This window comes from Bifidobacterium longum subsp. longum JCM 1217, assembly GCF_000196555.1.
Lineage (GTDB): Bacteria > Actinomycetota > Actinomycetes > Actinomycetales > Bifidobacteriaceae > Bifidobacterium > Bifidobacterium longum.
Genome location: NC_015067.1, coordinates 1,067,608 through 1,091,445 on the forward strand (window position 1 = coordinate 1,067,608; position 23,838 = coordinate 1,091,445).

Here is a 23,838-nt window from a genome sequence, read left to right on the forward strand (position 1 = left end):
ACGCAAATGCTGAGAATCGCAGTGCCCAACAAGGGCATGCTATCCGAACCCGCGTGGAACATGCTGGCCGAGGCCGGCTACCGTCTGCGCACCAACCCTCGCCAGCTGGTCGTGCAAGATCCCGACAATGGCATCGAGCTGTTCTACCTGCGTCCGCTCGATATCGCCGTATACGTGGGCCGCGGCGCCATCGACGTCGGCATCACCGGCCAGGATCTGCTCAAGAACTCCGGTACCGCCGCGCTCGAGCACATGCCGCTCGGCTTTGGTACTTCGACCTTCCGTTTCGCCGCACCGAACGAATCCCCGATCACCACCCTGGAGGATATTCAGGGCAAGCGCGTGGCCACCACATTCGATAAGCTTGTACACGACTATCTGGTCGAGCACGGCATCCAGGCCGAGACCATCCATCTGGACGGTGCGGTCGAATCCTCCGTGCAGCTGGGCGTGGCCGACCTCATCGCAGACGTGGTCTCCACCGGTACCACCCTGCGCAACGCCGGCCTGCGCGTGTTTGCCGAACCGCTCATGCACTCCGAAGCTTGCCTGATTCGTTCGCCGCGTCTGAACGAGCAGGACCCACGTCTGGCCGTGCTGACCCGCCGTCTGCAAGGCGTGCTCACTGCGCATCAGTATGTGCTGATGGACTATGACATTCCGATCAGCAAGGTCGCCGCCGCCGTGGCCGTGACCCCTGGCTTTGAAAGCCCGACGATCTCCCCGCTGCACGACAAACAGTGGAACGCCGTGCGAGTCATGGTTCCCAAGGCCAAGGTCAACCAGCTGATGGATGATTTGTACGAAGTCGGCGCACGCGGCATCATCGTTACCGCTCTGCAAGCCTCCCGCATGTAGACTGTTAGTCGATATGACCAACCAGAAAGTCAACGCCAGATACAGTCCGGAAGCACGTGACATCTATTTCACTGTGCCCAATTTGATCAGCGCGCTGCGAATCATCTCGATTCCTTTCATCAGCGTGCTGATCTCCAAGCACGAGATGATTGCGGCGCTAGCCCTGATCGCCATTTCCTCGGCTTCAGACGGACTTGACGGCATCATCGCGCGCAGATTCAACCAAGTGAGCAAGATCGGTCAGATTCTTGATCCGATCGCCGACCGACTGCTCATTTTCTGCTCGATTCTGGCTCTCAGCGTCGCCGGCATCATCCCATGGTGGATGCTGATTATCGTGGGACTGAGGGATCTGTGGATGGCGATTCAGGTGCTATGGCTTGCCCAGTACGGTTATGGTCCGCTGCCCGTGCATTTCGTGGGCAAGGCCGGTACCGCGCTGCTGATGATTTCCATCGTCGGTCTGATTTTCGCCGATTTGTGCACCAGTACGTTTTTCCACTTGCTCTACATCGCCGCGCTGGCCGCCGGCATCTGGGGCATCGCCATGTATTGGCTCGCCGGATATATCTATACCAAGCAGGGCGTCGGATTGCTACGCAAGGAACTGGGGGAGAAGTATGGCGCTTGAGGCCACGGCCCCGGTCTCATTCCCCGTACCCAAGGAGAATGAGCCGGTACGACGCCGCGCCGTGTTCTCCCACTCAGTCCGAGGCGCGGAATCACATCATGCGCTTTCCCCGGATGACGCCGCCGCCATCCGCACCAGACGTCGCCGTAAAACCAACGACGATTCGCTTCAGCTCATCGATGATCTTGTCAATCGTCCGATGGATCCGATGTTCTCCGACTCACGACTGGTCCATGAGCATCGTTCGACCTTCTCCATCTGGTTTAATCGCATCGTCGTATTCATCATCTGCGTCGGCGTTGGCTTTGCCTGCAGCCTATTCGTGCAACAGTTGCAATCCGATCCGCGTAAGCAGGTACGGCAGACTTTGGCCACGCAATTGGAGAATCGCAACTCGCAAATAGACGAACTCACCACGGACGTCAATAATTTGCGCTCCCAAGTTGACGAACAGTCCAAGAAAATATCCGGCAGCGTGAAAAGCGATACGCTTATCCAAGACGAAATGGTCAATGGTGCCACGGTGGTCGAAGGCGAAGGAATCACCATGACGCTGGCCGATCCAATCGCGGCAAGCCAGTCGGATCAATCCTCCTCGACGAGAGTCGGCACCTCCACGAACATCCGAGTCATCACCGATCTGGATCTGCAGCAACTGGTCTCCCTGATGTTCCAAAACGGAGCCGAAGCCATTGCCATCAACGGTAATAGGCTCGGCGCGCAAACCTCGATACGCAAGGCCGGCGGGCATATTCTCATCGGCATGACCGCGATACAAAGCCCCTATACCATTGAAGCCATAGGCGATAAGAGCGCCTTGGCCGAAGCGATGGGGAAGAAGAAACTTGCAAGTCTTTACGATTCCTTCAAGGAAGCCGGTATCTACCCGCAGGTAAGCAAATCCAATTCGATTACACTTGAGGCAGCAGTCACTGGCGAAGTGAAGTACGCGGAAAGGAATGAATAATGGCAGCCGTTCTGGGACTGATCATCGGCGTCGTCATCGGCGTGTTCGTCAAGCCGGACATTCCGATCATCGTGCAGCCTTATCTGCCGATTATGGTGGTCGCTGCTCTTGACGCCCTGCTGGGTGCCGCGCGAGCCTATTTCGAGCGCAGCTTCTCCGACCGCGTGTTCGTGATCTCCTTCCTCGCCAACGTGGTGACGGCAACACTGCTCGTGTTCCTCGGCAACCAGCTCGGCGTCGGTTCGCAGCTGCAGACAGCCGTCATCGTCGTACTCGGCATCCGCATCTTCTCCAACGTGTCCGCGATCAGACGCTTCATCTTCCGAGGCTGACAAGGGTACTGACGTATGGCACGTAAAGCACAATCAGACAACATGCTGGAGAAAATGCGCGACCAGCATGTACAAGACAAGGTCAACGACCGGATGGAAACCGGGTCGTTTCCCACGGTGCGTAAGAAGCCCCGGAAGGATCTCAACCGTGCCAGCAACAAATCACGGTTACTATCCTCGATTCTCATCGCTCTGATGTGCGCGTTGTTGGGTTTCGCCTACATGAGCCAGATCAATAACACTAAATCCACGTACGAAACGATGGACGAGAGTGAACTGGTAAGGCTGCTGAACGAGTCGAATACGCAAATCTCCAATCTCGAGCAGCGTAAAACCCAGTTGAACAGCCAGCTCAACTCGCTGAAATCGGCGGCTAACGAGCAGGAGCAGGCGCGTAAGATCGCCAAGCAAAACGAGGAGACCAGCGGCTTGATCTCCGGCAGACTCCCGGCAAAGGGTCAAGGCGTGACCATCCGAATCGGACGAGGCTTGACGACTAAAGTGGACGCCTCAATCATGTTCAACCTTATCGAGGAACTTCGCAATGCCGGTGCCGAGGTAATCGCCATCAATAACGTGCGCGTCATCACCTCCACCTACATTCAGGACGCCGAGGAAGGTTTGATTGTGGATGGCACCACCATCAAGCCCACATACACGGTGAAGGCCATTGGCAATCCGCAGGAACTGTCCAACGCAGTCGATATCGCCGGCGGTGTGGGCGCTCAGCTCCAGGTGAAATACGGGTCCAACGTCAATGTACAGCCTTCTGACAGCATCATTATCGACGAAGTACGCGAAGCTACGCAAAACCAGTATGCAAAGACGGTAGAATAGGGGATTATGACCAACCCGATTCCTAGCGCAGGCGAAACCACCATTATCGGCCTGCCCGCGATTAATGTACTGCCCATTACCACCACCGGCGATCGACCGCTGACTCAAGAGGATCTGGACACCATCACCAGATTGTCCGAGGGAACGGCATTGCTGATTTCCGCCAGGGGAGCGGTCTCAGGTTCTCGTTACTTGCTTGACGAGGATGAAATCACCGTCGGCCGTGATCCGCGAGCTGATATTCTGCTCGACGACTCCACCGTATCCCGTCAGCATGCCGTGTTCCGCAGGGTCAACGGTCAGTTCTTTGTGGTTGACGCAGGAAGTCTGAACGGCACCTACGTGAACCGTCAGCGTGTTGATCAGGCGCCGCTGAAGAACGGCGACGAAATCATGATCGGTAAATTCCGTCTCGTGTTCTTCACGAAATCCGCCATTATTTCCCAATAGTCCACACCCAGCACGGGGTTAGACTGATTGCAGAAATTGCAATCATGTGATTACACCAGTGTGAGTCACATGCGAGACACGCATGAGTTAGGGGAGTGCCATGGGACAGACCGGGCTGCATCTTCATGTTTCGCTTGAGGACCGTCAGAATCTGAACGCTGACGCGATTCAGGGGGAGTTGTTCTCCAACGTCGATACTGAGGAGATCAAGCGCGGCTACCGTGGCACTGTGGCCTCCAAGGTGGCCGGCATCACGTACCGACAGCTCGATTATTGGGCACGCAAGCAGATTGTTGAGCCGTCCATCACGCCGTCTCATGGCTCCGGTTCACGACGACTATACTCGTTTAAGGATGTGGTGATTCTCGCTGTATCCAAGAAGTTGCTTGATGCCGGTGTGAATCTGCAGAACGTGACGGCGGCCATCGGATTCTTGACTCAACGCAGCACCGATCAGCTGGCCAATGTGACCATCATGTGCGATGGTCAAAACGTACATGAATGCACAACCAGCGAACAGATGCTCGAACTGTTGCAAAGCGGTAAGGCAGTGTTCGCCGTGTCGGTGGGTTCGTTGTGGCACCAGATTGAGACGGCCTTGGAACAGGAAGAATATGTTGATCTTGAGGCCAAGCCGCTGACGATTGCCACGGGCCGTCCGATTGATGAACTGACCGCCATGAGGATGCGCAAGAAGCTCGAGGCACAGCGCTTGCGACGCGCAACCGCCTGATACATGTATGGTTGTTGGCGACTTGCCGGCTTTGGTCGGCAGGTCGCTTTGTTGTATGTGTTGCTTTTATTGCCTGCCATCTTATGTTTTTTATATGTTGCGGTGATTATTATGACTGATTGGAGGATCGGGTGAACGGGATTGTTGTCGGATTGTTGCCGGGCGTTCTGTGGATGGTCGCCGTCATCTTTGCTGTGTCCATCATCACTATAACGGTCAGCCGAGGCCATCTGTTCACGCCGAGACGCCGGCGACCGCCGGTCGATCCGGTCGACTGGTCGATGGTGAAAACGCATTTCATGTCGTTTGCGGCGGCGCTGATTCCGTTTCCCGTGTTGACGTTCACCGCAGATCTGATGGATGCTCGCATGCTCGCGTTCTACGACCACGCGCAATTGCCCGGAGCAATCATCATATTCGTGCTGGTGCTGCTGGAACTCATCGCCATGTATCTGCAGGCACGCAACGCCTCAGAAACCGAAATGGATAGGCGTTTAGGTGTTGCTTCTCACCGGAATAAAGATGATATTGAATAACCGATAATGTACGTTATGTCAGATTAGGTTTTCGGAAGAAACCGGGAAGTGGCCAAAATCAGCGGAAAACGGCGGGATAACGCCGTTCTTCGTGCGCGCGTCATGGAAGGACGGCACTCCCGTTTACGGCTATATCCGGCTATTTTCGGCTGGAATAGGCACACGATAGGCACACGTTCGGTACACGCACCACGCCGACCGGACCGGGCCGATACGCATACCGGGGGTTGTCATCACACGACGAACCCGGAAGGCGACGACATGGCGGACACAGGCGGACACGCGACAAGACGAGACAAGGGAGCCGGCGCGATCACGAAACTCGGCAACGGCAGATACCGGGCGTTCGTCGAACTCTCCCCCAACCCGGCCGACGGCTCCAGACGACGCACCAGCGCCACCGGCCACACCCGGACCGAAGCCCTGAACAACGCCCGCGCCAAAGCCCGCCGCATCGAGGAGGACATCACCCTGGTGGACGAACCGCCCACCGTGAACGAATGGATGCGACGCTGGATCGACGAGATCGTGACCCCCAGACGCGCACCCAACACGACCCGGTCATACCGGTTCCGCATCGAACACGACATTACCCCCGTCATCGGCGCCGTACGCATGGACAGGCTCAAACCCGCCCACATACGCCTCGTCGAACGCCACTGCCTCGAAGGAAACCCCGCGAAAGGCATCCAGGGCAAATCCCCCGCCACGGCCGCCCTGACCCACACCGTCCTGTCCGAGGCATGCAAGGCCGCCGTCGCCGAAGGCATCATCCGCAGCAACCCCGTGGACGCGGTCGAGAAGAACCGGGTGCCGCCCGCCCCAATCGCCACCCTCACCCCCGGACAGGCCGCCATGCTCATCCACGCCGAAACCGACCCGCGATGGAGCATCATCTGGCGGCTCCTGTTCATCACCGCACTGCGCGAAGGCGAAGCCCTGGGCGTCACGCGCAACGAGATCGTCCGCTCCGACGGACTACCCTGCCTGCTCGTCGAATGGCAGCTCAAGGAATTCGACGGCATCACGGACATGCCCGCCGGCTTCGAGGCCCGCCGGCTCGACGGCCGCACATGGCTCACCAGACCCAAGACCAGATCCGGACGCCGGCTCATCCCCCTGCCCGCCGACCTCGCCGCCGACCTCGCCGCCTATACGGCCGACCATCCCGACATCGACCCGGACACCCCATTGTTCCGCTCCGGCCGAGGCAACCCCATCCGCAAGGAAACACTCCAGAACGCATGGCGAAAAGCGTTGGAACGGGTGGGACTGCCCCGCGTGCGCGTCCACTCCGCACGCCACACGGCGGCCACCGCCATGGCGCGCATCGGCGTCTCCGACCTCGCCCGCCGTGCCATCATCGGCCACGCCGACATCGGCACCACGGACGCCATCTACACGCACGTGGACGCCGACATGCTCGCCGGCGCCATCGACGGCGTGGAACGCCTCATCGAAGGATAGTCAGTCGATCACCGCGAGATCGACGAGCCCGTCGCCCGTGGACACGGCCGCGCCCCCAGTGGTCGATTACGACAATCACTCCGCGTAATACGCGGCCGGATTGTTCTGCAGGTCAATACGCCGCCATGCTTTGACCAGTTCGACGGTAGGCGCGTACCGTTCGATGGCCGACCGGCTACCGTCGTACCGTCCGGCCATATCATTGTCAAAAGAGATAACAGTGTCTGCCATGATATGACGCGCTTCCTTTGCCGTAATGGCCTCGCGATGCCAATTACCGTCAAAAACGTCGTCGGCAACCCAAGCGTCACGTTCCGCCATCGAGTCAAACACGTAGAGATTGCCCGGCCATGACCCGTCATTCCATGTCGTGCCGATACCGTAGGTCCAAGAAAAAGTGTAATAATAGCGAGTTTTAAACATGATGCACACTCCTCGTATCGTCCCGATATCATCGACACGGGCATGCATGCGTCCCCGGCGATGTCAGAACAGCACCGGGGACGTCGGCCTCGCCATCCGGCGGGCGATGAGCCGCACGTAATCCGAATCCATCTCCGCCGCCACGCAACGCATGTTTTCGACCCGGCACGCCTCCAACGTGGCGCCGCTGCCGGCGAACGGCTCCAACACGAGCCCGTCCGGCGGCGTGACCAGACGCACCAGCCAGCGCATCAGCTCCAACGGTTTCACCGTCGGATGGCGGATCCCGTCCACCGTCGGCCTCTCCCCCGGTCCCGCCTTCGGACAATACCGGAACACGGGATAGAAGCGGGATGCGCCGCCCATATCGTCATATTCGGCACCCGTATGGGTCATGCCCCAGCCGTCACCGGGTTTCGTGCTTGCGCGTGATTTGCCTTTTCGACTGACGGTGACGCCGGACTGCCGGTCAAGCTCTCCGGCCATGGTCCGGTCGAACAGCATGTTCGGCGCGAACCGGGCGTCCGCCTTATAGTCGGTGCGATTCGCATTATCCGCGCCGTATACATGGTTGTCCCGCGGTCCGGAACCGAACCGTCCATGCCGGTTCTTGTTCTTCGCCTCGGTCTCATCCGCCGGGTTGCGGAATGGGACGCGGCATGCGTCGATATGCAACGCGCCCGTCCCGTGTCCGAGCAGATTGTGGGCGAGTGTCCCGTCCAACGGCTTGCGTGCGAGGCAGATGGGTTCGTGCGCGGGCTTCAGCTGGCTGTACCAGCCGGACCATTGTTCGCCCTGTTCGGTGGCGGGCGCATCCCATTCGGATTTCGCCTTGCCGCCGTTCGCGGTGCTGGAACCTCCGAAGCCGTTGGTGTCCGAATATCCTGCGCCAGCATGACCTTTACCGGCCACATGGGTGCGTTCCGCACCCAATTCCCTGTCCACGAGCAGTCTCGCATCCGAACCGTGTGGCATGCCGCTTGCGTACACCCAGTCGATCTGGTCGCGGATTTCGAAGCCCGCGTCCTCGATCGCGCAGGCGAGCCGATGATATGTGCGGCTCGCGCCGAACGCGGCCACATGCCCGCCCGGCTTCAGGACGCGCAGAATGTCCTTCCACAGGATCACGTCGAATGCGATGCCCGTCGAATCGAAGCCCAGGTTCATGAAACCGATCTCGTACGGCGGGTCGGTGACGACGGAAGCCACGCTGTTGTCCGGCAGCATGGCGATGAGGTCGCGGCAATCCCCCGGCATCAGACGGATGCGGCCGTCATCCCATCGCATAAGACTCATGGCTTCACGTATGCGTTCCCGCCATGCAGGCGCGCGCCGGGCATGAGCGCGCGGGGACGCGCATCCACGTAGGCGAGCCGACGGCTGTCGCCCGGATAGGTGCGCACGTTGCCGCCCCCATCCCGGGTCTCATAATAGACGACCGTCACCGGCCGGCCGTTCAGGCTCGCATCATCCCAGCCGACCACCCTGACCGGCATGCTCCCCGGCCCGTAGCCGCCCGACAGGAGAAGCCTGGCGAGCAGCCTCTCCTCCATATCGCGTCTCGAAACAACCATGGGAACCGGTATGCGTCACCCGACACCATGCAAATCCGGAGGGCCCATGCAATTCTTGTTCCATATGCAATTCCGAACCCGTTTCTTAATGTCCGGATCACGTCGCAAGCCGTTGTTCCGGCATGGGAACAGGGCGCGGGCTTCGATGGTCGTATGTCATGGCCTGCCGCTGATGTCGAGCGTCGCCATCGTATCGGCGTCCTCGCCGTCCGTGATATATACTCCGATGATGTATTTTCTTCCGGCCATCACGTCCCCCAGCCGACCGGGATGTCCGCGCTTTTCGCCGTCTCCAACAGGAGCCGGAACAGCTGGATGGTATCTTCCTTGCCTTCCATGGGGTCGAACCGGATGCCGTCATTCTCCGCCATGGCGGTCTCCAACATGGAAGCCACCTGACTGTCCGCGCCGACGAACGCGAACCCGGAACCGGCTTCCACCCACTCCCGGCGGCCCACGTCCCACCGCAGGTTCAGATACCGGCCGAATCCACGATGCATGTCCGCGCCGATCCACACGGAACGGCAGCAGTCCAGGAACTCGGATGACGTGACATCCACGCTCAACCCCGATTCGACCGAACCGGACACGAACGGGATGCGAGCCGCCAGCATGGCGGCCAACGGTCTTAACCATTTCGCATCACCGCCGGACGCGATACGCTCCCCATCCACGATGGATTCGGCGATATGTCCGAACGCCTCCACGATGGCCGTGGAATCGTCGGCGCCGGAGGGAATGTCCCCTTCGCCGGTCATGCGGGACACGCCGTCCGGGTCGAACTCCCAATCGTATTCGACTGGATTGTTACAGGTCTTTGTTACAGGTTTCGTCATTGGTTTCCACGATGATGCGGTGAACCTCCCCGACCTTACGGTCGGGGCTTCCGTGCCTTCCGCAGAGTTCAATCGGGCAATGGTGAATTCGTAGGCTGTGGTGAGGCCGTCGTAGAAAGTGTATTTTTCCAACAGTTCCTTGTCCGGGGTTTCGGAGTCTTTGACGGCCTTGTCCCATTGTTGTTCCAACCATGCTATGAGGTCGGATTTAAGTTCTGACTGATTCATGTGGGGGTTCCTTGTTGTGGATGCTTTTATGTGTGGACGCAACCAATGTCCATGAGTTCTGTGAGGTTCAAATGGTTCAATCCTTGTTTCCTTTCTGCCTTACTGCGGAACGTTTTCTAACGGCACGAGTTCGGCGCCGGCCTGTTTGGCGTGCCGCTGGCAGACGCCGCCGAAGCTTTCCCCGTCGCCCTCCGGCCATCGACGGATTGCCACAATGGGTTTGCCGCACGGGTACATCCAACCGTCCGAATCGGTCACGGTATGGGCGCAGCCAATGTCCATGAGTTCTGTGAGGTTCAACATGATTCATCCTTTCCAAAGTTGAATGCTCTGCCATAGTTTGAATCGCTCGGCTATTGCCTTCGGAGATTGCCCAAACGCATTCTCATCGTCCTCTCTACCTTTCCCCGCAATCCCAACGGTCGTAGCATGCGGGGCATTCGTATTGCGCGTATTCGGGATTCCACTTGGCGTGCTCACGGCATACCAGACGCCAGCAGGCCTCACATATCTCGCCGCAGTCCGTGCAGTTGACGCGCCCGCAACAGGGGCATTTCCTCGCATGCTCCTCACATAACGGTATGCCGCAACCGCCGCAGTGGTCAGCCACGTCATCCGACTCGTACGGGCCGTGGATTGAATCTTCGCAGGTTTCGTTCGCGTTCATGATGGTTCCTTTTCATTCCTTGCCTAACAGGTCAAGTCCGGCGCACACCGTCTCCCATACGGTCTTGCCGTCGAATGCGATGAGCATGCCGGATATGCAGTATTCGCTGGCGTGCGGCGCGGGCTGTCCGCAGTCCACGCCTTCCTTGCCCAGCCTGTCCAATAGGTCGCGGACGGATTGCAGCGTCTTCTCGATGTTCAACATGGTTCACTCCTTGTCCAGTCGGCGCACGCTGGCCAGCATGCGCGACGCGGCCTGACGGCGCGTCTCATACGGGGTGCCGAGTTCCTCGCCCAGCAGCCACCCCTCGAACACGGACACCGGGTCATGTCGGCCGGAGTATTTGTTGTTGCAGGATTCGCACACATGCATGTAGTGTTCGGCCATGTCTTCCACATCCTTCGCCTCCTGTTCGTCGCCAAGCGTGTTCCGGCACCATTCGGCGGTCCTGTCGAACTTGTCTTTCAACCGCATGAGACGGTCGGTGCGCGGCATGGGCGAAGCCAGCAGGCGTGCCAGTTCGTCCAATGCCCGTTCCTCGCCCATGTCGGCTGTATCGAGGACGGTGTTATCCTCGACAAGCTCGTACTGCGTGCGGACGATGCTGATGGTGTCGCTGTCGGGAAGGTTGACGGTGACCTCGTATCCCGCTTGAGGGTCGAATGCGGTGATGCGTCCGAACTGGTGGTCGTTGTACACATGCCAGTCCGGCAGTATGCGGGTGACGATGCTGAGGATGTCGCGTGTTTTCATTCCGTCAGTTCCAGTTCTTCGGCGCGACGACGATCCAGCCGCGATGCCTGTCGGCCTCACGCCTCTCCTATTCGTCCGTTAGCCATTGCTCATGCGTTTCCGCTTCCTGCCTGTCATCGAACTGCTTGCCATCCGAAGTGGTGTATGCGATGCTTGTTTCGACACTCATGATTCCTCCAACTGGTATCCGATGTGGCGCAGCGCGTCCGTGATGGTTTCGCCCGGTTCGCCTTCAAGCGGTCGCCCGCCATACTTGTCGTATATCCGCCATTCGCCGGGTTCGGACTGGTAGGCGTATACGGTGCCCGCCGGCTTCCCGTCCGGCGCCGTCAGTTCGATCGGCTTCGATTCGCCCCGCTCCGACCGCCATCGTGCGATGCCGTGCTTGCGTTCCATGAGCGTTAGGCTCGCGCCGTCCAGTCCGGCTTCCAGCAGGCTCATATATTGGCTGTCATCGTTTTCGCGGATATGCCAGTCATCGCCGTAGTCGTCCTCCATGCCGATCAGGAGCAGGGGCAGGCCGGTGCGACCGCGCCCCTCGTCGCGCACGATTTCGAACGGACGGTCCAACTCGTTGAACGCGGTCTGCCAGACGATCCAACCCTTGTCGCTGACGCGCGGCGAATCCGGGCCATACCCGTCGTCCTGCCGGTCACCATAATGGAATCTGTCGAGCAATTGGTGTTCGATTTTTTCGCCAAGCGGCTTCATGGTCAGGTTCCTTTCTTTCGAAAAGCGTGGTTGTCGCATCCTCAAGAAATGCGGTGAACAGATCGTAGGGTTCGGCCTGATTGGGATTCAGATACCAGTCCATAGGTTTATAGCCCAGTTTCATGCACGGGAGTTTCGTGCCGATATACCGGGTGACCCGGATATGCCGGAATACCCATCGTATGATGTCGATTCCGAGCCCATATTGTTCCGCATATTCCTTATACGACTTCACAATCGACCCTTTCCTCCGCTTCACTGGTGCGCCTTCACGTATTCGGGTCCGTGGTAGTGCGATCGGCATGCGTATCGTTCGGTGACCGGGGTTTCGAGAATCCGGTCCACATCCAACGTCACGGTCTCCCGATCCGTTCGGGCGAGGTATTCACGCAGCCAGTCGCCAGCGTTGAAACTGTCCGCACACCATGCCGGATCGTCCGTCAGCTCTTGGATGCGCCGGACGCCGTTCGGGTCGTCGAGGAGCCCGGGGTTCCAGCCTGCATGCTCGCAGACCACGTCGATCAGCGGGTCAAGCCGGCTGATGGCGCGTGTTCTGCCGGGCGTGACGATCACCGTGCTCCTCATCGTTCAGTCCTTCTTCTCTTCGAGATCCTTGAACATGTCCCATCCACCGCGTCCGATATCGGCGTCTTTGCTGCCGATTACGACGATGCCGCCGCCTTTCTTGAGCCGCCGCGTGCAGACTGGGTCCGTGTTCTCCTTGCCGTAAATGTCGAAGCTCTTGAGCGGGATCGCCCGCAAACCGTATTCGTAATCGTCGTTGATGCGGTACACGGGCAGGTCGCCGTACCGGTCGCGGATGGCTTCGAGCTTCTCGATGAGTTCGGTGATGGTCAACGTGTCCATGGTCGGATGCCTTTCTTACGTCCGCATCCCACGCATGCGTCCCCGGCTCACAGGCCCTTCGCCTTGAGGATCCCGTCCGCCTCTCTGGTGAAGTCATGCCGGCGGCGCAGCCGTCCCGCCTCGTAGCGCGCATCACGCGCCGTCGGGTCGATGTCGCGCGCGAATCCGGCCATCACATCCGGGTCGATGCGGTGCGCGTATCGGAGCGCGATATACGGGTCGGCCGTCCGGACGAGAGCGTGTTCGCCGCCCGGATGCTTCTCGCACGCGATCAGCCATGTGCCCGGATCGTCGCACCAGCCGATGAGGCGTTCCAACTGGCCGGGCGTGCACTCCTGGCTGGCGATCAGCTGGTAGGCGACGTCCGGCGACCATGACGGGTTCGACTCCTCCATGAGCCGGACGAGCATGCCGATCTGTTCGGGACGCAGTCTCGCGCTCGCGGCCAGATCCGTCATGACGCCGTCCCCGTGCTCGAACAGGGCGAGCAGCTGGGGTCCGTCCAGGGTGGCTATGAAATCGTCGAATCGTTTCATGCCCTGGGTATGCGTCCCCCTAATCAGGGAAACGGGGTCAGCGGCTACGCCAGTATCCACTGACCGGATATCCGCTTCGGATATGAGGGCTCACCCAGACGCCGCCCCCGCCGAAGGATGCCGTATTCGCCTTTGGCTTCGGCATCCTTCCGTGCAGTGGCTGGATGTTCTCGTTTGCCTTCGAAACCGCCTTACGCATGGATTCCCTCAGCGAATCGGGCAAACCGGCCGATGCCTCATCCAGATGGTCGAGAACGGCTCCCGCCATGGTCCGGGCGATATGCGCCACACGCTCCCCGTCCAAACCGGCCTCCTCCGCGAAGGCCTCCCAGTCGGATGGGGTGAGCAGTTCCGCGAATTCGACTCCGTTGATGGGCATCGCCATCTCCTGATCCACATGAGGCCATATTCTGGTGACCGTCATGTCGTACATCGGCGCGAAACGGAACCCGTTTTCGGCAAGAACAATCGAATAGTTCTTGCCATGGGAGTCCGAATCGCCCGATGAGACGTTGAAGGCAAGCCGGCGAACCCACTCGTATCCGGTTTCATCGCTTGCATCGAAATGATGCAGGAAACGGACGCAGCTTGCGGCGTCGATTTCATACTTGGATTCGGGATCCATGCCCATGGCCTGCGCTAGATCCTCGCAATGGATTCGTCTCACGTTGTTTCCATCCACGATGCGGTCGAAACGTCGGGTGATGAAGGCCTCCGTCCCATTCGCGGTGAGAACGCCATGCTCGGATACCGGCAATCCGCAAAGAGTCCCGAGCGTCAGGGTGGCATCCTCCACCCTGTGACTGCCGGGGCAATCCCTCATTTCAGGTTTGATGATATGGGTGGAGGGGATGGACGCGTTGGGCCAGAGCCAGACACCGGCACGTCGGGCGAGCGTGAACTTGGGCTGGCCTCCGGCGATGGAGAAACGGCATTTCGGCGTATCCCGCTCATAGAACTCATCCTCATCATCCCGTGCGAACCAGTTGTATCCGTTCGCACGCACATATCCTATCTGATTGCCGATTTCCTCCTCGTCGAGGGGTTTCGCCTCGATGGGATGATGCGGGAGTTCGGGCTTGTCCGAGAATACGAGTCCGCCTACTGTATCCGCATCCGCAAGAAGTTTGAACATGTCCGTCGAATCCAGATGGAGTCGCAGCGCCATCCTACGACGGGCGTTCTCATCGTCGGGAAGCAGGTTTTCGAGAAAGGCCGACGCCGTTTTTCCGGAAGCTTTCCCGGTTCTGGGCAGACTGAGGCTTATCGGCGCGCCTTCCTTGGAATCATAGTGGAATGAAACACGTCCGCCGGAGGTTCGTATGAATTCCCCCACATGGTTTCCGTCGGCCCAGACATGCAGTCGTTCTCCTCGCATCATGCCTCCAGATATTCGGGCGGAACCCTATAGGGTTTGACGCCGAGTGTGGCGAACACACGCAGGGCCGCTTCCAACGGTACGATCCCGCGTTCCGCCATATCGGTCACGATGCTTTCGGAGACGCCGCTTCTGTCCGCGATTTCTGACGGGGTTCGGCCGATTTCCGTGATTCGTGCGGAAATAATCTCGCCCGCCTTTTCCAATGAGGGCATGTCGCGAATGCCGTCATGCGATGGTTCTTCGCTGATGGAGATCTCATCGGTTTTCGACGGCAAGGCGTCGAATTCGCTGTAATCCATTTCTCTTCCGCTCCTTTCCGGAAAAAGCATGCGTCCCGAAAACCAGAGGATTGCGAATCAGGCTGCTCGAACCATCATAACGTCGAATGCCTTATTCCGGCACGCGCCAGATGACGGCGGCGTGAAGACCGGCTGCCTGGCCGGGTTCCCGTCGAAAGGCATCAGGACGCCTCCCCCGTGAGCCGCGCGTACCCGTCGAACAGGACCTTCAGGCGCGTATCGTCATCGTCCTTCAGCCATTTCCCCGCGCCGAACGCCACGTCCGCGATCTTGTCCAATTCCCGGTGGGCGGCGCGTAGGTCGGTCGGCATGTAGTCGGGATCGTACAGGTCTGCCAGGGACTGGCCGGGATGGTTGGCTCGAGCCACCAGCACGTTCCTGCCGGCCTCGATCAATGCGGCGCGGGTTTCATCGTCGAGGGCGGGCAGGGGCAGGTTGTTCCAAACCACCGTGTTGCTGAAACGGCAGCGTGATTCCAGTCGCCCTCCAATCGTCTGCTGCCATGTCATGAACATGCGTGATTCGATGACGGCGAATGCGAGGCCATCCCGGTCGGGACTGGTGTACACCATGTCGCCGGCGATGATGTCCGGCGTGTACCAGTCGCAGGTCATGTATTCCCGATCCTCGCTGAACACCTTCGGGATCGCAAGATAGTTCATGGACGGCTGATGGTCGTCACGGAACAGCCAAGGTGTCGCACGATGCCTGTAGGCATCGCCCTTCATTGGAGCATTGCGACGGTATTCGGCGCATGCGTCGACACGCTTCTTCAGGAACGAGGATTTCCTCAGTTCCCCCGGCTCCGCGTCCCTGAGCCATAGGCACCAGCGGTCCGTGCCGTTGATGAGCTCGCGTCCCATGCGAAACGGCCGGACGAAGCGTGCGGCGATGGGATCGGCCATGGCCTTGGCATATTCCTCACGGTCGGCGAGCAGCAGGTTGCCTCCATCCAGGGGCATGGAACCGGAATCGGTGACATCGAGAAGAGGCGAGACCGGTCCCGTCTTCTGGCTTCGTTTGCCTACGTACAGGTCGGGGCCGTCTATGAGATACCCGTTGATGTTGTCCACGGTGCGGGCGGTCGGTTCCCCATTGATGTCCGCGTATTCGAACAGTACGGGCGCGGGCTTCGCTTTCCTGTCCAGGCCGATGATGACGACGTGGACGTGCGCGTTGTCCGTGGACTGCGCGTCCCATGCGAACGTGCGGTGCGCGAAACGGATATGCCAGCCGTCCGCATGCAACGGTTTGAACAGGGGTTCCACGGGCTGCCCCTGGGTGATCGAATTGGTGGTGACGAATGCGAACGCCGCATCCGGTTTAGACAGGTAGGAGGCGGCCTTCCGGTACCATCCGGTCGCGTAGTCGAGATATCCGTCATACTGGCGGCCCCACACGGTCTTCAGATCATCGGTCTGACCGGCGGTCTTGGTGACGTGTCCGATGAACGGCGGGTTGCCCATCACATAGTCGCAGTGGTCGCCGGGTAATAGTTCGTTCCAGTCGAGGCGCAGGGCGTTGCCTTGTTGAATATGGGCCGTATCGGTGAACGGGAGCCGGGGCAGGCCGCTGATGGTCGACTCGGTGTCGTCCAATGCTTGCTGTTCCGCGATCCAGAGCGCGGTGCGGGCGACCGCGCAGGCGAACCCGTTGATTTCAATGCCGTGGAAGTGGCTGATGCTGACTTTGACGGGGTTGATGTCGTCGCCGAGGTCGAGGGCGAGTTGTCCGTCCTTGTCCAAATCGGCGAGGATCCGGTTCTCGATGCGACGCAGTTCCAGATAGGTTTCGGTCAGGAAGTTGCCGGAACCGCAGGCGGGGTCGAGGAACCGGAGGCCGGCTATCTTGTCGTGGAGTTTGTTGAGCGCGTTGGTGCGGGAACCGCCTGCGACCGGCCTGGCCTCCGCCCCCTCGAGTTCGGCTTTCAAACCGTCGAGGAACAACGGGTCGATGAGCCTGTGGATGTTCTTGACGGACGTGTAGTGCATGCCTCCCTTGCGCCGTTCGTCATGGCTGAGGGTTTCCTCCATGAGGGAACCGAAGATGACGGGGCTGATGCCGCTCCAGTCGAAGCCTTCGCTGATTTCCAGCAGGGCATCACGCAGCTCCCCGGTCAACGGGGGCACGTCGATCCGGTCGGCGAACAGGCCGCCGTCCACGTAGGGGAACGCTTTCAACGGTTCCGGCAGGTAACGACGCCGCTTCTCGATTGGTGTGTCCAACGCTTCGAACAGGTCGTACAGGTCTTCGCCCAGACGTTCGGGCGTGGATGCCGCCACATAGTCGCGGAGCGCGTCCGGCCGAAACAGGTTCGCGTCCTCCGCATACAGGCAGAACACGAGGCGTACGGTCAGCATCGCCAGCGCATCATGCTCCGCCGGATCATCGGGATGTTCGAAGCATTCCGCCAAAGAGTCATGGAGTCTGGCGACCCGTCGGCCGGCTTTGACGGACAGTTTCTCCTGTTGGACGACACGGGAGTGCTCGTGGGCGAACAGGCGGCCGATTTCGTTGATGTGCTCCGGCAGGCCGGCAAGCGTGAACTCCGATTGCGGGGTGCGGGCCAACGGGTCGGCTTCCAGATCGTAGAGGCGGAATGTTCCGAAATTGCAGGTGATGAGCACGGACGGGTGTTCCGATGGCGGCAGGCTGTCGGAATACCGTTTCGCCTGTTCCACCGGGGTGACCATGGTTCCCTGACGTGGTTCCGGCCTGTCCAAATCCACGCCGAGGCTCTTCTGTTCGACGAGCACACGGGCTTGGATCATGAGCGCGTCGATGAACCCGTCCAATGCGGTGCGCCGTTCGAACCAGAGCGTCTGCCTGTCGCTCGTGTTCGGGATGAGCAGCACCTTGTCCAACAGGTCACGCCAGTACTGTTGGGTCTCGGATTTCTCGTCGCCTCGTCCCGCCCATGATTCGGCGAACTTGGCCGCCCTGCTCTTCAGATCATCCATGATTCCCAATGGTATCCGGTTTTCCGCATGCCGGTCGGATATCGACCACATCATGCGGCGTGATCGTCCATAGGCAGGCTTGGATCCACCGGTCCGGCAGCCGTTTCGGATCCGCGATCGCGTTCGCCCTGTACTGGAGCCGTTTCTTTTCGGCCGGATCGTCCCAATGCTCGTCCAGCCACCGGTCGTATTCGGCGGGAGTCCACCTGTCGGCATCCAGCGGGGCGCACGGCCACCGGTTGATGACGCAATGGTATTGGTCGAAATCCGTGCAAAGCACCCGGTTCTCATCGACCCGCAGATGCAGGAGCTCCAACCCGTCGTACTGGTGGCGGAAGCCCGGATACCGTCGGTCGGGACGCGTATGCGCCCTGCCTTTCGAATCGACCCAGCGCGCCCACGCCCACAAGGGGGCCGCGTCCGGGTCCGGACGCGGCATGCCGGCATGCTCCATTTCGCCCATCATCCACTCATAGGCGGGGCTGATGCCGTCCCACCAGTCCGCGTCGCCGTCGGCAATCGACCGTTCGCGGGCCGCCTTCCATGAGGGCGTGTACGAGCCGGAACGGTCGAACGCGGCCCTGACATCCGGCCACCGTTGGAACGAATACAGATCGATCAGAAAAAACCTCCTTTAGTCAGCATTCCCATTTGACGCGGCGACGGTACAGGCGGGGATCGTCCCAATCGTCGTCCATGAGGCCGGTATCCGCCTCGCGCACGGCGAGACGGCAACGATCGCGAACCGTATGGCGGCCCACGTAATCCGGATACCGGTCATCCTCGTAGTCATGCCAGCTGTGCCAGCGCCGGCCGGATGGGATGTGCGCCTTCCGGCTCTGCGAATACGCATATGCGGTCACGTCGCCTTCAAGGGTCGGCGGTTCGGTCGGGTGCATCCAGTTGTGTCGCAGGTACGCGTACCCGTGCTCCAGCGCCTCGCGTTCGAGCACACGGTACGGCTTGTCCTTGAACGTTCGGGACATTCGTTTTTTCCTTCCATTAGGTTTGTTCGCCTAGTGGAAGTCGTGAGAGAGCAGCATCGCTTTTCCTTTCCGATGGCCAACTATACAAAGAACAAACGAATAGTCTTTGCTGTTATTGCGTATCCAATGTATTGATATTGTACGTCAAGTTGACGTACAATACACGGTATGACAAGCACTATTACGGAACCGGCACGCAGCTCACGCCTCAACATGCGCCTCACGCCAGAACAGCGCCAAACCATAGATATAGCGGCCTCTCTCAAAGGCTCCTCCATAACACAATGGGCCATCGACCATCTCGTCACCGACGCGCGCCGGGATATCGAAGAGGAGACCGTCACCCGTCTGCCCTCCAAGGCATTCGACGAATTTCTCAAGGCGCTTGACAGACCCATGCCGAAGGCCGCGAAGGATCTCATCGAAATGGAACCCGACTGGATATGAGATTCACCACACCACGGCGCATAGAGTCCTCCGACATGCTCGATGGCTTTGACTGCGGCATTACGCCCATTGATGAATGGCTGTCCACGAGATCCCGTTCTGCCGAAAAACAGGGAACGGCCGTCGCGTACGTCACCTACGCCGAATCAGGGGAACTCGCCGGATTCTACTCTCTCAGCGCACACGCGATGGAACGCTCCAATATCGCCGGCGGATGGCTACAGAGGAACGTTCCCGAGCGAGTGCCCATGATACTGCTCGGCATGCTCGGCGTGGACAGACGTTTCCAAGGCGAAGGCCTCGGCAGGAAACTGTTGCACGATGCGGTCATACGTTCCTTGAACATCAGCTCCGAACTCGGGGCGAGGGCCCTCATAGTGGATCCCGTGGATTCAGCCGCAGCTAGATTCTACGAGAACAACGGCTTCCAGCACATTCCGGAATCAGAACGAATGTTCCTCAAACTCGCGGGCAAGCATCTCGTCTAGCATTCTTGGCTTCCTCCATCCAGCAGATCGCACAGCACCCACAGGGCGAATCGGGCGCCGTTCAGCGCATCCTCGGGAAGGCCGCACGGATATGAGGCCTCGACCCCCGCATGCACGTTCCCGTCCGCATCCACGCCATCCAGCACGGTGACGGCCAGGGTCAGGCATCGCAATCCGCGTTCGGGCGTCGCGTCCCCGCGGACGAGCAGCCAGACTGGCGGCATCGCCATCGGCTTGCCGGGATCGAACGAACGCGCCTCGTCGGCGACGATGCCCGGTCCGAACGGTTCCCGCAGTTCCAGCCCGTACGTGATGTTCCCGGCACGATATTCGAGCTTGATGCGGGCCGTCGTGCCGGACGGTTCGGATGTTTCGGATTCGACGGCGTACAGCCGGTAGCGGATGGAATCAAGCATTATCCCCATGGTAGTCCGGGTGCGCGGTTCCTGTTCTCGTGGGGGCCGCCGCGTGCCGTCCGCGTTGAACTGGGCGAGCTGCCCGATCGCATTGCCCGTGTTCTGCAACGCGCCATTGAGTAGACGCACACGCTCCCCCCATATCGTTGGTCTCCAACGCGAGACGCAGCTGGCCGATGGCCGCGTTCACCTGATTGCGGTACGTGTAGTTATTGTTCTCGGATGGCGCCGTCATGCCATCCGCCTTCCTTTCGTCCTTAGAACTGATATGCGTTTCAGCGAATCAGCTCCAGAAGCCCTCGGTTCTCGTTCCTGCCGAACCGGTGCAGTCTTGAATATTCCTTGAGCGCGTGTTCGAGCCGGCCGGGCTCGGCCCAGTATCGTTCCAGCCATGCGCGGCTTTTCACCTGCTTCATGCCCAGTTCTCTTTTGCAATAGTCGGAGGGCTTCAGCCGTGTGGAGCCGTTCGTGTATTTGCCGTACATGCCCTCGTTGATGATGACCAGCATTTCGATTTCGGGATGGGTTCGCAGGTTCACGACCTCGGCCGCATGTTCGTACCCTCGAGGTATGCGCAGTACATCCGAGTCCGAATCAACTATTCGGACGATGAGCAATGGATGTTCGCCGTATGACATGTTGAGGAACCGGTCGAGCATCTGTTTTGATTCCTTGCGCGTGAAGTACCATGTTCCGCGCAGCTGGTTGGGCACGATAAAATCGGCCGGTATTGTCAGTTCCCCTCGTTCGAGGAGGGTCGTGAGTATGTACTGTTCGGCCACGCCCTCGCAGACGAACAGCACATACTGGCCTTCCGCGTTAAGCATGCACGTACCTTTCCGCATAATCCTGGAGGGCGCGGACGGCCGCGTATGAGGGCGCGGTACCGGGCACCCGGTTGGCGAAGAAGGAGACGCTCTTCTTCAAATCGGTGCGGCCCAGGTATGCGCCCAGATTCCGGAGGGCGAAGCCTTTTCCATCGCGGACGGCGAACCATATCGAATCCTTGCGGGTGAAATGGTCCAGCAGCTCCGGATAGTGGGTGGAGAACAGGAGGGTGGCCCCGTGCGGGTTCGTGACCGGGGAGGCGAACAGGTCCATGATGGTGAATACGAGCTGCTTGTTGATGCTGTTCTCCAGTTCGTCCACAATCAGATAGCCGCCCGCGCGCAGTGTCTCCAATGCTCGGCCGACCAGTGCGCCGCCTCTCAGGGTGCCGGATGAGACCATGTTGACCAGCGAGTTCGGGGTGACCTCCCGCTCCTTGCCCTCATTGCGGAATTTCAGATGGATTCCGTCCTTGTCGTAGTCGAGGCGTTCGATGCTGGCATCGAACAGCGTCACGACGGGGCGGGCCGGGCTGACGGTGAGCGTCGGGGACACCGGCAGCAGTTCGGTCGCGATGTCGGTGTCCTTGACGAAGGCCCCGCAAATACTCCGGTCGGGCGGCAGATACCGTTTCGCGTCGGCGGACAGTTCGCCCCGGACGCCGGGCCTGCCCACGTTGCGGGATGAGAGCACGGTCCACCGTTCCGGATCCAACGTGCCGTTCATGGCGGAGGCAAGCATTTTCTTGCTGAGCTTGCCATGGTGGATGCTCAGGGTCTCACGGATGAACCTCAACGGCGTGCGACCCTCGCCTGTCCGCTCGAGCAGGCTGTCGATGAGATGGAAGCGACCGTCCTGTTCGAACAGCGCGCGCACCCCGATCCGGTCGTCCATGGTGTCGTACAAAGGGAACAGGTCGGGGTTCAACGATCCCAGCGACATGCCGCCGGCGACGGCGAGGGCGAGTTCGGTGACCCTCAACGCGGTGGTCTTGCCGGAGGCGTTGATGCCGGCGACGCCGATGGCCGTGTTGATGCTGATGTTGCGTGCGGCGCCGTCGAGCATGTGCGTGTATCCGGGTTCCCTTACGGCGTCGATGGCGTACAGGTCCATCCTGCATTCATGGTTTTCGTATAGGCGCAGGCCGCTGATGGCGTAGCTCAACAACCTCATGCTTTCTCCCTTGTAAACGTTTTTTCTGTATACATAGGCTATCACTGAATGGAGACCGTCGATACCCGGAAACCGTCAGAACGCCTCCCCCCCCCCTGACTCCCAGGCAGCCGGGCGGGTTCTAGTGATCGTTGCAACACCTGACCTACCGCAAGGAGGGTCAGGTGACCAGAAGCCACCGAAACGAAGACCGTGGCGGGGAACACCGTTGGACGTTCAACGGCGTCGAATATCCGACGAGGAAGCTGATGTGCGAGGCGAGACGCGCCGAGTACGTGCGCCTGCTGGACGAGGAAGGCATGAACTTCACCCAGGCCGCGCACGCGGTCGGCGTCTCGAAACGCACCGGCAAGGCGTGGCGCAACGGCAGGACGCGCGCCACGGGAAGGAACGAGAAACCCCTGGTGGACTGGTATCGTTCCACCATGGACAAACCCAAGACCCTCCATCCGCGCTACCTGAGCCAGGAGGAGCGCATCCAGATCGCGGACCGTCTGCGTCTGGGCGATTCGATCCGCGCCATCGCCCGCCTGCTGGGCCGCGACCCCGGCACGGTCAGCCGCGAGGTCGAGCGCAACAGGAATCCCGAGTCCGGCGGTTACGAGCCTTACCGCGCCCAGCAGAAGGCCGCGGACCGGCTCAAACGCCCCAAACCGCGCAAGGCGGCCGAGGGCACGCGACTGTGGGACGAGATCGCCGCCGGGTTGCGCAGGCATTGGAGCCCGGAGCAGATAGCCAACCGGCTGAGGCTGGACTTCCCGGATAATGGGGATATGCACGCGAGCGTCGAGACGATCTACCAGGCCATCTACCTGCAGGCCAGGGGCGAACTCAAGCAGGAGCTGAAACGCGCCATGAGGCAGGGGCGAACCGCCCGCAGACCCCAAGGCGGCCAAGGCCGCAAACCCCGTTTCCGCGAACCCATGGCCATGATCTCGGAGCGACCCCCGGAGATCGAGGACCGGGCGGTCCCGGGCCACTGGGAGGGCGATCTCATCACCGGCAGCCGCAACAAAAGCGCCATCGGCACGCTCGTCGAGCGCACCACCAGGTTCACGATCCTGCTGCACCTGCCCGACGGGCACGACGCCGAACACGTCCAGCAGGCCATCATCGACAAGATGCAGCACCTGCCCAAACTCCTGCGCAACAGCCTGACCTGGGACCAGGGAGCGGAACTCGCCCTGCACAAACGGATCGGCGCCTCGCTGGACATGGCCGTCTACTTCTGCGACCCGCACTCCCCGTGGCAGCGCGGCACCAACGAGAACACCAACGGGCTCCTGCGCCAGTACTTCCCCAAAGGCACCGACCTATCCGTCTACCCGGAGGACTACCTCGACGCGGTCGCCGAGGAACTCAACGACCGGCCACGCAAAACCCTCGGGTTCATGAAACCAAGCGAGAAGATCATCGAACTGCTCGACGCCGCGTGATAACCTCAACAACCGACA

32 protein-coding genes are annotated in these 23,838 nt (G+C 60.1%); 12 read left to right on the top strand and 20 right to left on the bottom strand.

Translation table 11 applies throughout. The features are described 5' to 3' along the window. Positions 1 to 6 precede the first annotated feature (6 nt). The 9 genes from hisG (at position 7) to BLLJ_RS04485 (ending at position 6,811) form a co-directional block, all read left to right on the top strand. Entirely contained in the window at positions 7 to 858 is an 852-nt protein-coding gene (gene hisG / locus BLLJ_RS04445) for an ATP phosphoribosyltransferase (protein ID WP_013582575.1), read from the top strand. A 13-nt stretch (positions 859 to 871) separates the two neighbouring features. Further along, positions 872 to 1,489 carry a CDP-alcohol phosphatidyltransferase family protein gene (locus BLLJ_RS04450; RefSeq protein WP_013582576.1) on the top strand — a complete coding sequence of 206 codons (618 nt, stop codon included), beginning with the start codon at positions 872 to 874 and terminating at the stop codon, positions 1,487 to 1,489. Further along, positions 1,479 to 2,456, top strand: coding sequence for a DUF881 domain-containing protein (locus BLLJ_RS04455; protein WP_007052289.1), 978 nt, complete (start codon positions 1,479 to 1,481; stop codon positions 2,454 to 2,456). The genes BLLJ_RS04450 and BLLJ_RS04455 overlap by 11 nt, the downstream gene beginning before the upstream one ends. Next, complete coding sequence (locus tag BLLJ_RS04460; RefSeq protein ID WP_007052290.1) at positions 2,456 to 2,788, top strand: small basic family protein; 333 nt, start codon at positions 2,456 to 2,458, stop codon at positions 2,786 to 2,788. Before BLLJ_RS04455 ends, BLLJ_RS04460 begins: the two co-directional genes overlap by 1 nt. A 15-nt stretch (positions 2,789 to 2,803) precedes the next feature. Then, positions 2,804 to 3,625 (top strand): DUF881 domain-containing protein, encoded by an 822-nt coding sequence (locus BLLJ_RS04465; RefSeq protein WP_013582577.1) that lies wholly within the window; start codon positions 2,804 to 2,806, stop codon positions 3,623 to 3,625. Between the two features lie 6 nt (positions 3,626 to 3,631). After that, a complete protein-coding gene (locus BLLJ_RS04470) occupies positions 3,632 to 4,075 on the top strand; it encodes an FHA domain-containing protein (protein ID WP_013582578.1) in 444 nt (147 codons plus the stop codon). A gap of 100 nt (positions 4,076 to 4,175) precedes the next feature. Next, positions 4,176 to 4,808, top strand: a complete 633-nt coding sequence (locus BLLJ_RS04475; RefSeq protein WP_013582579.1) for a MerR family transcriptional regulator — start codon at positions 4,176 to 4,178, stop codon at positions 4,806 to 4,808. Positions 4,809 to 4,939: 131 nt separating this feature from the next. Further along, positions 4,940 to 5,344: a hypothetical protein gene (locus BLLJ_RS04480; RefSeq protein WP_013582580.1), complete on the top strand. Its 405-nt coding sequence runs from the start codon at positions 4,940 to 4,942 to the stop codon at positions 5,342 to 5,344. A 261-nt stretch (positions 5,345 to 5,605) separates the two neighbouring features. Continuing rightward, the gene (locus tag BLLJ_RS04485; protein WP_013582581.1) at positions 5,606 to 6,811 is read left to right on the top strand and encodes a site-specific integrase; all 1,206 of its coding nucleotides are present in this window, start codon (positions 5,606 to 5,608) and stop codon (positions 6,809 to 6,811) included. Between the two features lie 75 nt (positions 6,812 to 6,886). On the opposite strand, the gene BLLJ_RS04490 is transcribed toward BLLJ_RS04485, so the two are convergent. The 17 genes from BLLJ_RS04490 to BLLJ_RS04565 form a co-directional block, all read right to left on the bottom strand. Beyond that, positions 6,887 to 7,234: a hypothetical protein gene (locus tag BLLJ_RS04490; RefSeq protein ID WP_013582582.1), complete on the bottom strand. Its 348-nt coding sequence runs from the start codon at positions 7,232 to 7,234 to the stop codon at positions 6,887 to 6,889. A 63-nt stretch (positions 7,235 to 7,297) separates the two neighbouring features. Continuing rightward, positions 7,298 to 8,530 carry a DNA-methyltransferase gene (locus BLLJ_RS04495; RefSeq protein WP_050579977.1) on the bottom strand — a complete coding sequence of 411 codons (1,233 nt, stop codon included), beginning with the start codon at positions 8,528 to 8,530 and terminating at the stop codon, positions 7,298 to 7,300. Then, positions 8,527 to 8,787: a hypothetical protein gene (locus tag BLLJ_RS04500; RefSeq protein WP_230473301.1), complete on the bottom strand. Its 261-nt coding sequence runs from the start codon at positions 8,785 to 8,787 to the stop codon at positions 8,527 to 8,529. The genes BLLJ_RS04495 and BLLJ_RS04500 overlap by 4 nt, the downstream gene beginning before the upstream one ends. A 269-nt stretch (positions 8,788 to 9,056) precedes the next feature. After that, entirely contained in the window at positions 9,057 to 9,872 is an 816-nt protein-coding gene (locus tag BLLJ_RS04505; RefSeq protein WP_013582585.1) for a hypothetical protein, read from the bottom strand. Positions 9,873 to 9,971: 99 nt separating this feature from the next. Beyond that, positions 9,972 to 10,175 (bottom strand): hypothetical protein, encoded by a 204-nt coding sequence (locus BLLJ_RS04510; RefSeq protein WP_013582586.1) that lies wholly within the window; start codon positions 10,173 to 10,175, stop codon positions 9,972 to 9,974. A 94-nt stretch (positions 10,176 to 10,269) separates the two neighbouring features. Then, positions 10,270 to 10,539, bottom strand: coding sequence for a hypothetical protein (locus BLLJ_RS10400; RefSeq protein WP_013582587.1), 270 nt, complete (start codon positions 10,537 to 10,539; stop codon positions 10,270 to 10,272). Positions 10,540 to 10,551: 12 nt separating this feature from the next. Further along, on the bottom strand, positions 10,552 to 10,743 hold the full coding sequence (locus tag BLLJ_RS04515; protein ID WP_013582588.1) for a hypothetical protein: 192 nt from the start codon (positions 10,741 to 10,743) through the stop codon (positions 10,552 to 10,554). Positions 10,744 to 10,746: 3 nt separating this feature from the next. Continuing rightward, entirely contained in the window at positions 10,747 to 11,292 is a 546-nt protein-coding gene (locus tag BLLJ_RS04520) for a hypothetical protein (RefSeq protein WP_013582589.1), read from the bottom strand. A gap of 165 nt (positions 11,293 to 11,457) precedes the next feature. Then, on the bottom strand, positions 11,458 to 12,003 hold the full coding sequence (locus BLLJ_RS04525; RefSeq protein ID WP_016507624.1) for a hypothetical protein: 546 nt from the start codon (positions 12,001 to 12,003) through the stop codon (positions 11,458 to 11,460). Positions 12,004 to 12,258: 255 nt separating this feature from the next. Continuing rightward, positions 12,259 to 12,588: a hypothetical protein gene (locus tag BLLJ_RS04530; protein ID WP_047379342.1), complete on the bottom strand. Its 330-nt coding sequence runs from the start codon at positions 12,586 to 12,588 to the stop codon at positions 12,259 to 12,261. Positions 12,589 to 12,591: 3 nt separating this feature from the next. Next, positions 12,592 to 12,870 carry a hypothetical protein gene (locus tag BLLJ_RS04535; RefSeq protein ID WP_013582593.1) on the bottom strand — a complete coding sequence of 93 codons (279 nt, stop codon included), beginning with the start codon at positions 12,868 to 12,870 and terminating at the stop codon, positions 12,592 to 12,594. Between the two features lie 47 nt (positions 12,871 to 12,917). Next, positions 12,918 to 13,406 carry a hypothetical protein gene (locus BLLJ_RS04540; RefSeq protein WP_013582594.1) on the bottom strand — a complete coding sequence of 163 codons (489 nt, stop codon included), beginning with the start codon at positions 13,404 to 13,406 and terminating at the stop codon, positions 12,918 to 12,920. Positions 13,407 to 13,443: 37 nt separating this feature from the next. Further along, positions 13,444 to 14,787, bottom strand: coding sequence for a type II toxin-antitoxin system HipA family toxin (locus BLLJ_RS04545; protein ID WP_308761873.1), 1,344 nt, complete (start codon positions 14,785 to 14,787; stop codon positions 13,444 to 13,446). Further along, on the bottom strand, positions 14,784 to 15,086 hold the full coding sequence (locus BLLJ_RS04550) for a hypothetical protein (RefSeq protein WP_013582596.1): 303 nt from the start codon (positions 15,084 to 15,086) through the stop codon (positions 14,784 to 14,786). The genes BLLJ_RS04545 and BLLJ_RS04550 overlap by 4 nt, the downstream gene beginning before the upstream one ends. Positions 15,087 to 15,247: 161 nt before the next feature. Further along, complete coding sequence (locus BLLJ_RS04555; protein WP_013582597.1) at positions 15,248 to 18,046, bottom strand: DNA methyltransferase; 2,799 nt, start codon at positions 18,044 to 18,046, stop codon at positions 15,248 to 15,250. Then, positions 18,039 to 18,668: a DUF3841 domain-containing protein gene (locus BLLJ_RS04560; RefSeq protein WP_074709775.1), complete on the bottom strand. Its 630-nt coding sequence runs from the start codon at positions 18,666 to 18,668 to the stop codon at positions 18,039 to 18,041. Before BLLJ_RS04560 ends, BLLJ_RS04555 begins: the two co-directional genes overlap by 8 nt. Before the next feature lie 16 nt (positions 18,669 to 18,684). Further along, on the bottom strand, positions 18,685 to 19,032 hold the full coding sequence (locus BLLJ_RS04565; RefSeq protein ID WP_013582599.1) for a hypothetical protein: 348 nt from the start codon (positions 19,030 to 19,032) through the stop codon (positions 18,685 to 18,687). 168 nt (positions 19,033 to 19,200) lie between these two features. On the opposite strand from BLLJ_RS04565, the gene BLLJ_RS04570 reads away from it, so the two are divergent. Both BLLJ_RS04570 and BLLJ_RS04575 read left to right on the top strand, forming a co-directional pair. Continuing rightward, positions 19,201 to 19,479 (top strand): type II toxin-antitoxin system TacA family antitoxin, encoded by a 279-nt coding sequence (locus BLLJ_RS04570; protein ID WP_032740723.1) that lies wholly within the window; start codon positions 19,201 to 19,203, stop codon positions 19,477 to 19,479. Then, complete coding sequence (locus BLLJ_RS04575) at positions 19,476 to 19,967, top strand: GNAT family N-acetyltransferase (RefSeq protein ID WP_013582601.1); 492 nt, start codon at positions 19,476 to 19,478, stop codon at positions 19,965 to 19,967. Before BLLJ_RS04570 ends, BLLJ_RS04575 begins: the two co-directional genes overlap by 4 nt. Here the strand turns inward: BLLJ_RS04575 and BLLJ_RS04580 are convergent. The 3 genes from BLLJ_RS04580 to BLLJ_RS04590 all read right to left on the bottom strand — a co-directional run bounded on the left by BLLJ_RS04580 (position 19,964) and on the right by BLLJ_RS04590 (position 22,384). Further along, entirely contained in the window at positions 19,964 to 20,383 is a 420-nt protein-coding gene (locus BLLJ_RS04580) for a hypothetical protein (protein WP_013582602.1), read from the bottom strand. The two genes, BLLJ_RS04575 and BLLJ_RS04580, sit on opposite strands and share 4 nt — an antisense overlap. A gap of 275 nt (positions 20,384 to 20,658) precedes the next feature. Next, on the bottom strand, positions 20,659 to 21,210 hold the full coding sequence (locus BLLJ_RS04585) for a hypothetical protein (protein ID WP_013582603.1): 552 nt from the start codon (positions 21,208 to 21,210) through the stop codon (positions 20,659 to 20,661). Next, positions 21,203 to 22,384, bottom strand: coding sequence for an AAA family ATPase (locus tag BLLJ_RS04590; RefSeq protein ID WP_013582604.1), 1,182 nt, complete (start codon positions 22,382 to 22,384; stop codon positions 21,203 to 21,205). The genes BLLJ_RS04585 and BLLJ_RS04590 overlap by 8 nt, the downstream gene beginning before the upstream one ends. Before the next feature lie 164 nt (positions 22,385 to 22,548). Here BLLJ_RS04590 and BLLJ_RS04595 point away from each other — a divergent pair, with 164 nt between their 5' ends. Beyond that, positions 22,549 to 23,820 (top strand): IS30-like element ISBlo4 family transposase, encoded by a 1,272-nt coding sequence (locus BLLJ_RS04595; protein ID WP_008783747.1) that lies wholly within the window; start codon positions 22,549 to 22,551, stop codon positions 23,818 to 23,820. Positions 23,821 to 23,838: the final 18 nt, after the last annotated feature.

Coding starts and splice junctions, on each gene's coding strand:
- hisG (WP_013582575.1), top strand. CDS start 7: ATGCTGAGAATCGCAGTGCCCAACAAGGGCATGCTATCCGAACCCGCG.
- BLLJ_RS04450 (WP_013582576.1), top strand. CDS start 872: ATGACCAACCAGAAAGTCAACGCCAGATACAGTCCGGAAGCACGTGAC.
- BLLJ_RS04455 (WP_007052289.1), top strand. CDS start 1,479: ATGGCGCTTGAGGCCACGGCCCCGGTCTCATTCCCCGTACCCAAGGAG.
- BLLJ_RS04460 (WP_007052290.1), top strand. CDS start 2,456: ATGGCAGCCGTTCTGGGACTGATCATCGGCGTCGTCATCGGCGTGTTC.
- BLLJ_RS04465 (WP_013582577.1), top strand. CDS start 2,804: ATGGCACGTAAAGCACAATCAGACAACATGCTGGAGAAAATGCGCGAC.
- BLLJ_RS04470 (WP_013582578.1), top strand. CDS start 3,632: ATGACCAACCCGATTCCTAGCGCAGGCGAAACCACCATTATCGGCCTG.
- BLLJ_RS04475 (WP_013582579.1), top strand. CDS start 4,176: ATGGGACAGACCGGGCTGCATCTTCATGTTTCGCTTGAGGACCGTCAG.
- BLLJ_RS04485 (WP_013582581.1), top strand. CDS start 5,606: ATGGCGGACACAGGCGGACACGCGACAAGACGAGACAAGGGAGCCGGC.
- BLLJ_RS04490 (WP_013582582.1), bottom strand. CDS start 7,234: ATGTTTAAAACTCGCTATTATTACACTTTTTCTTGGACCTACGGTATC.
- BLLJ_RS04495 (WP_050579977.1), bottom strand. CDS start 8,530: ATGAGTCTTATGCGATGGGATGACGGCCGCATCCGTCTGATGCCGGGG.
- BLLJ_RS04500 (WP_230473301.1), bottom strand. CDS start 8,787: ATGGAGGAGAGGCTGCTCGCCAGGCTTCTCCTGTCGGGCGGCTACGGG.
- BLLJ_RS04505 (WP_013582585.1), bottom strand. CDS start 9,872: ATGAATCAGTCAGAACTTAAATCCGACCTCATAGCATGGTTGGAACAA.
- BLLJ_RS04510 (WP_013582586.1), bottom strand. CDS start 10,175: ATGTTGAACCTCACAGAACTCATGGACATTGGCTGCGCCCATACCGTG.
- BLLJ_RS10400 (WP_013582587.1), bottom strand. CDS start 10,539: ATGAACGCGAACGAAACCTGCGAAGATTCAATCCACGGCCCGTACGAG.
- BLLJ_RS04515 (WP_013582588.1), bottom strand. CDS start 10,743: ATGTTGAACATCGAGAAGACGCTGCAATCCGTCCGCGACCTATTGGAC.
- BLLJ_RS04520 (WP_013582589.1), bottom strand. CDS start 11,292: ATGAAAACACGCGACATCCTCAGCATCGTCACCCGCATACTGCCGGAC.
- BLLJ_RS04525 (WP_016507624.1), bottom strand. CDS start 12,003: ATGAAGCCGCTTGGCGAAAAAATCGAACACCAATTGCTCGACAGATTC.
- BLLJ_RS04530 (WP_047379342.1), bottom strand. CDS start 12,588: ATGAGGAGCACGGTGATCGTCACGCCCGGCAGAACACGCGCCATCAGC.
- BLLJ_RS04535 (WP_013582593.1), bottom strand. CDS start 12,870: ATGGACACGTTGACCATCACCGAACTCATCGAGAAGCTCGAAGCCATC.
- BLLJ_RS04540 (WP_013582594.1), bottom strand. CDS start 13,406: ATGAAACGATTCGACGATTTCATAGCCACCCTGGACGGACCCCAGCTG.
- BLLJ_RS04545 (WP_308761873.1), bottom strand. CDS start 14,787: ATGATGCGAGGAGAACGACTGCATGTCTGGGCCGACGGAAACCATGTG.
- BLLJ_RS04550 (WP_013582596.1), bottom strand. CDS start 15,086: ATGGATTACAGCGAATTCGACGCCTTGCCGTCGAAAACCGATGAGATC.
- BLLJ_RS04555 (WP_013582597.1), bottom strand. CDS start 18,046: ATGGATGATCTGAAGAGCAGGGCGGCCAAGTTCGCCGAATCATGGGCG.
- BLLJ_RS04565 (WP_013582599.1), bottom strand. CDS start 19,032: ATGTCCCGAACGTTCAAGGACAAGCCGTACCGTGTGCTCGAACGCGAG.
- BLLJ_RS04570 (WP_032740723.1), top strand. CDS start 19,201: ATGACAAGCACTATTACGGAACCGGCACGCAGCTCACGCCTCAACATG.
- BLLJ_RS04575 (WP_013582601.1), top strand. CDS start 19,476: ATGAGATTCACCACACCACGGCGCATAGAGTCCTCCGACATGCTCGAT.
- BLLJ_RS04580 (WP_013582602.1), bottom strand. CDS start 20,383: ATGCTTGATTCCATCCGCTACCGGCTGTACGCCGTCGAATCCGAAACA.
- BLLJ_RS04585 (WP_013582603.1), bottom strand. CDS start 21,210: ATGCTTAACGCGGAAGGCCAGTATGTGCTGTTCGTCTGCGAGGGCGTG.
- BLLJ_RS04590 (WP_013582604.1), bottom strand. CDS start 22,384: ATGAGGTTGTTGAGCTACGCCATCAGCGGCCTGCGCCTATACGAAAAC.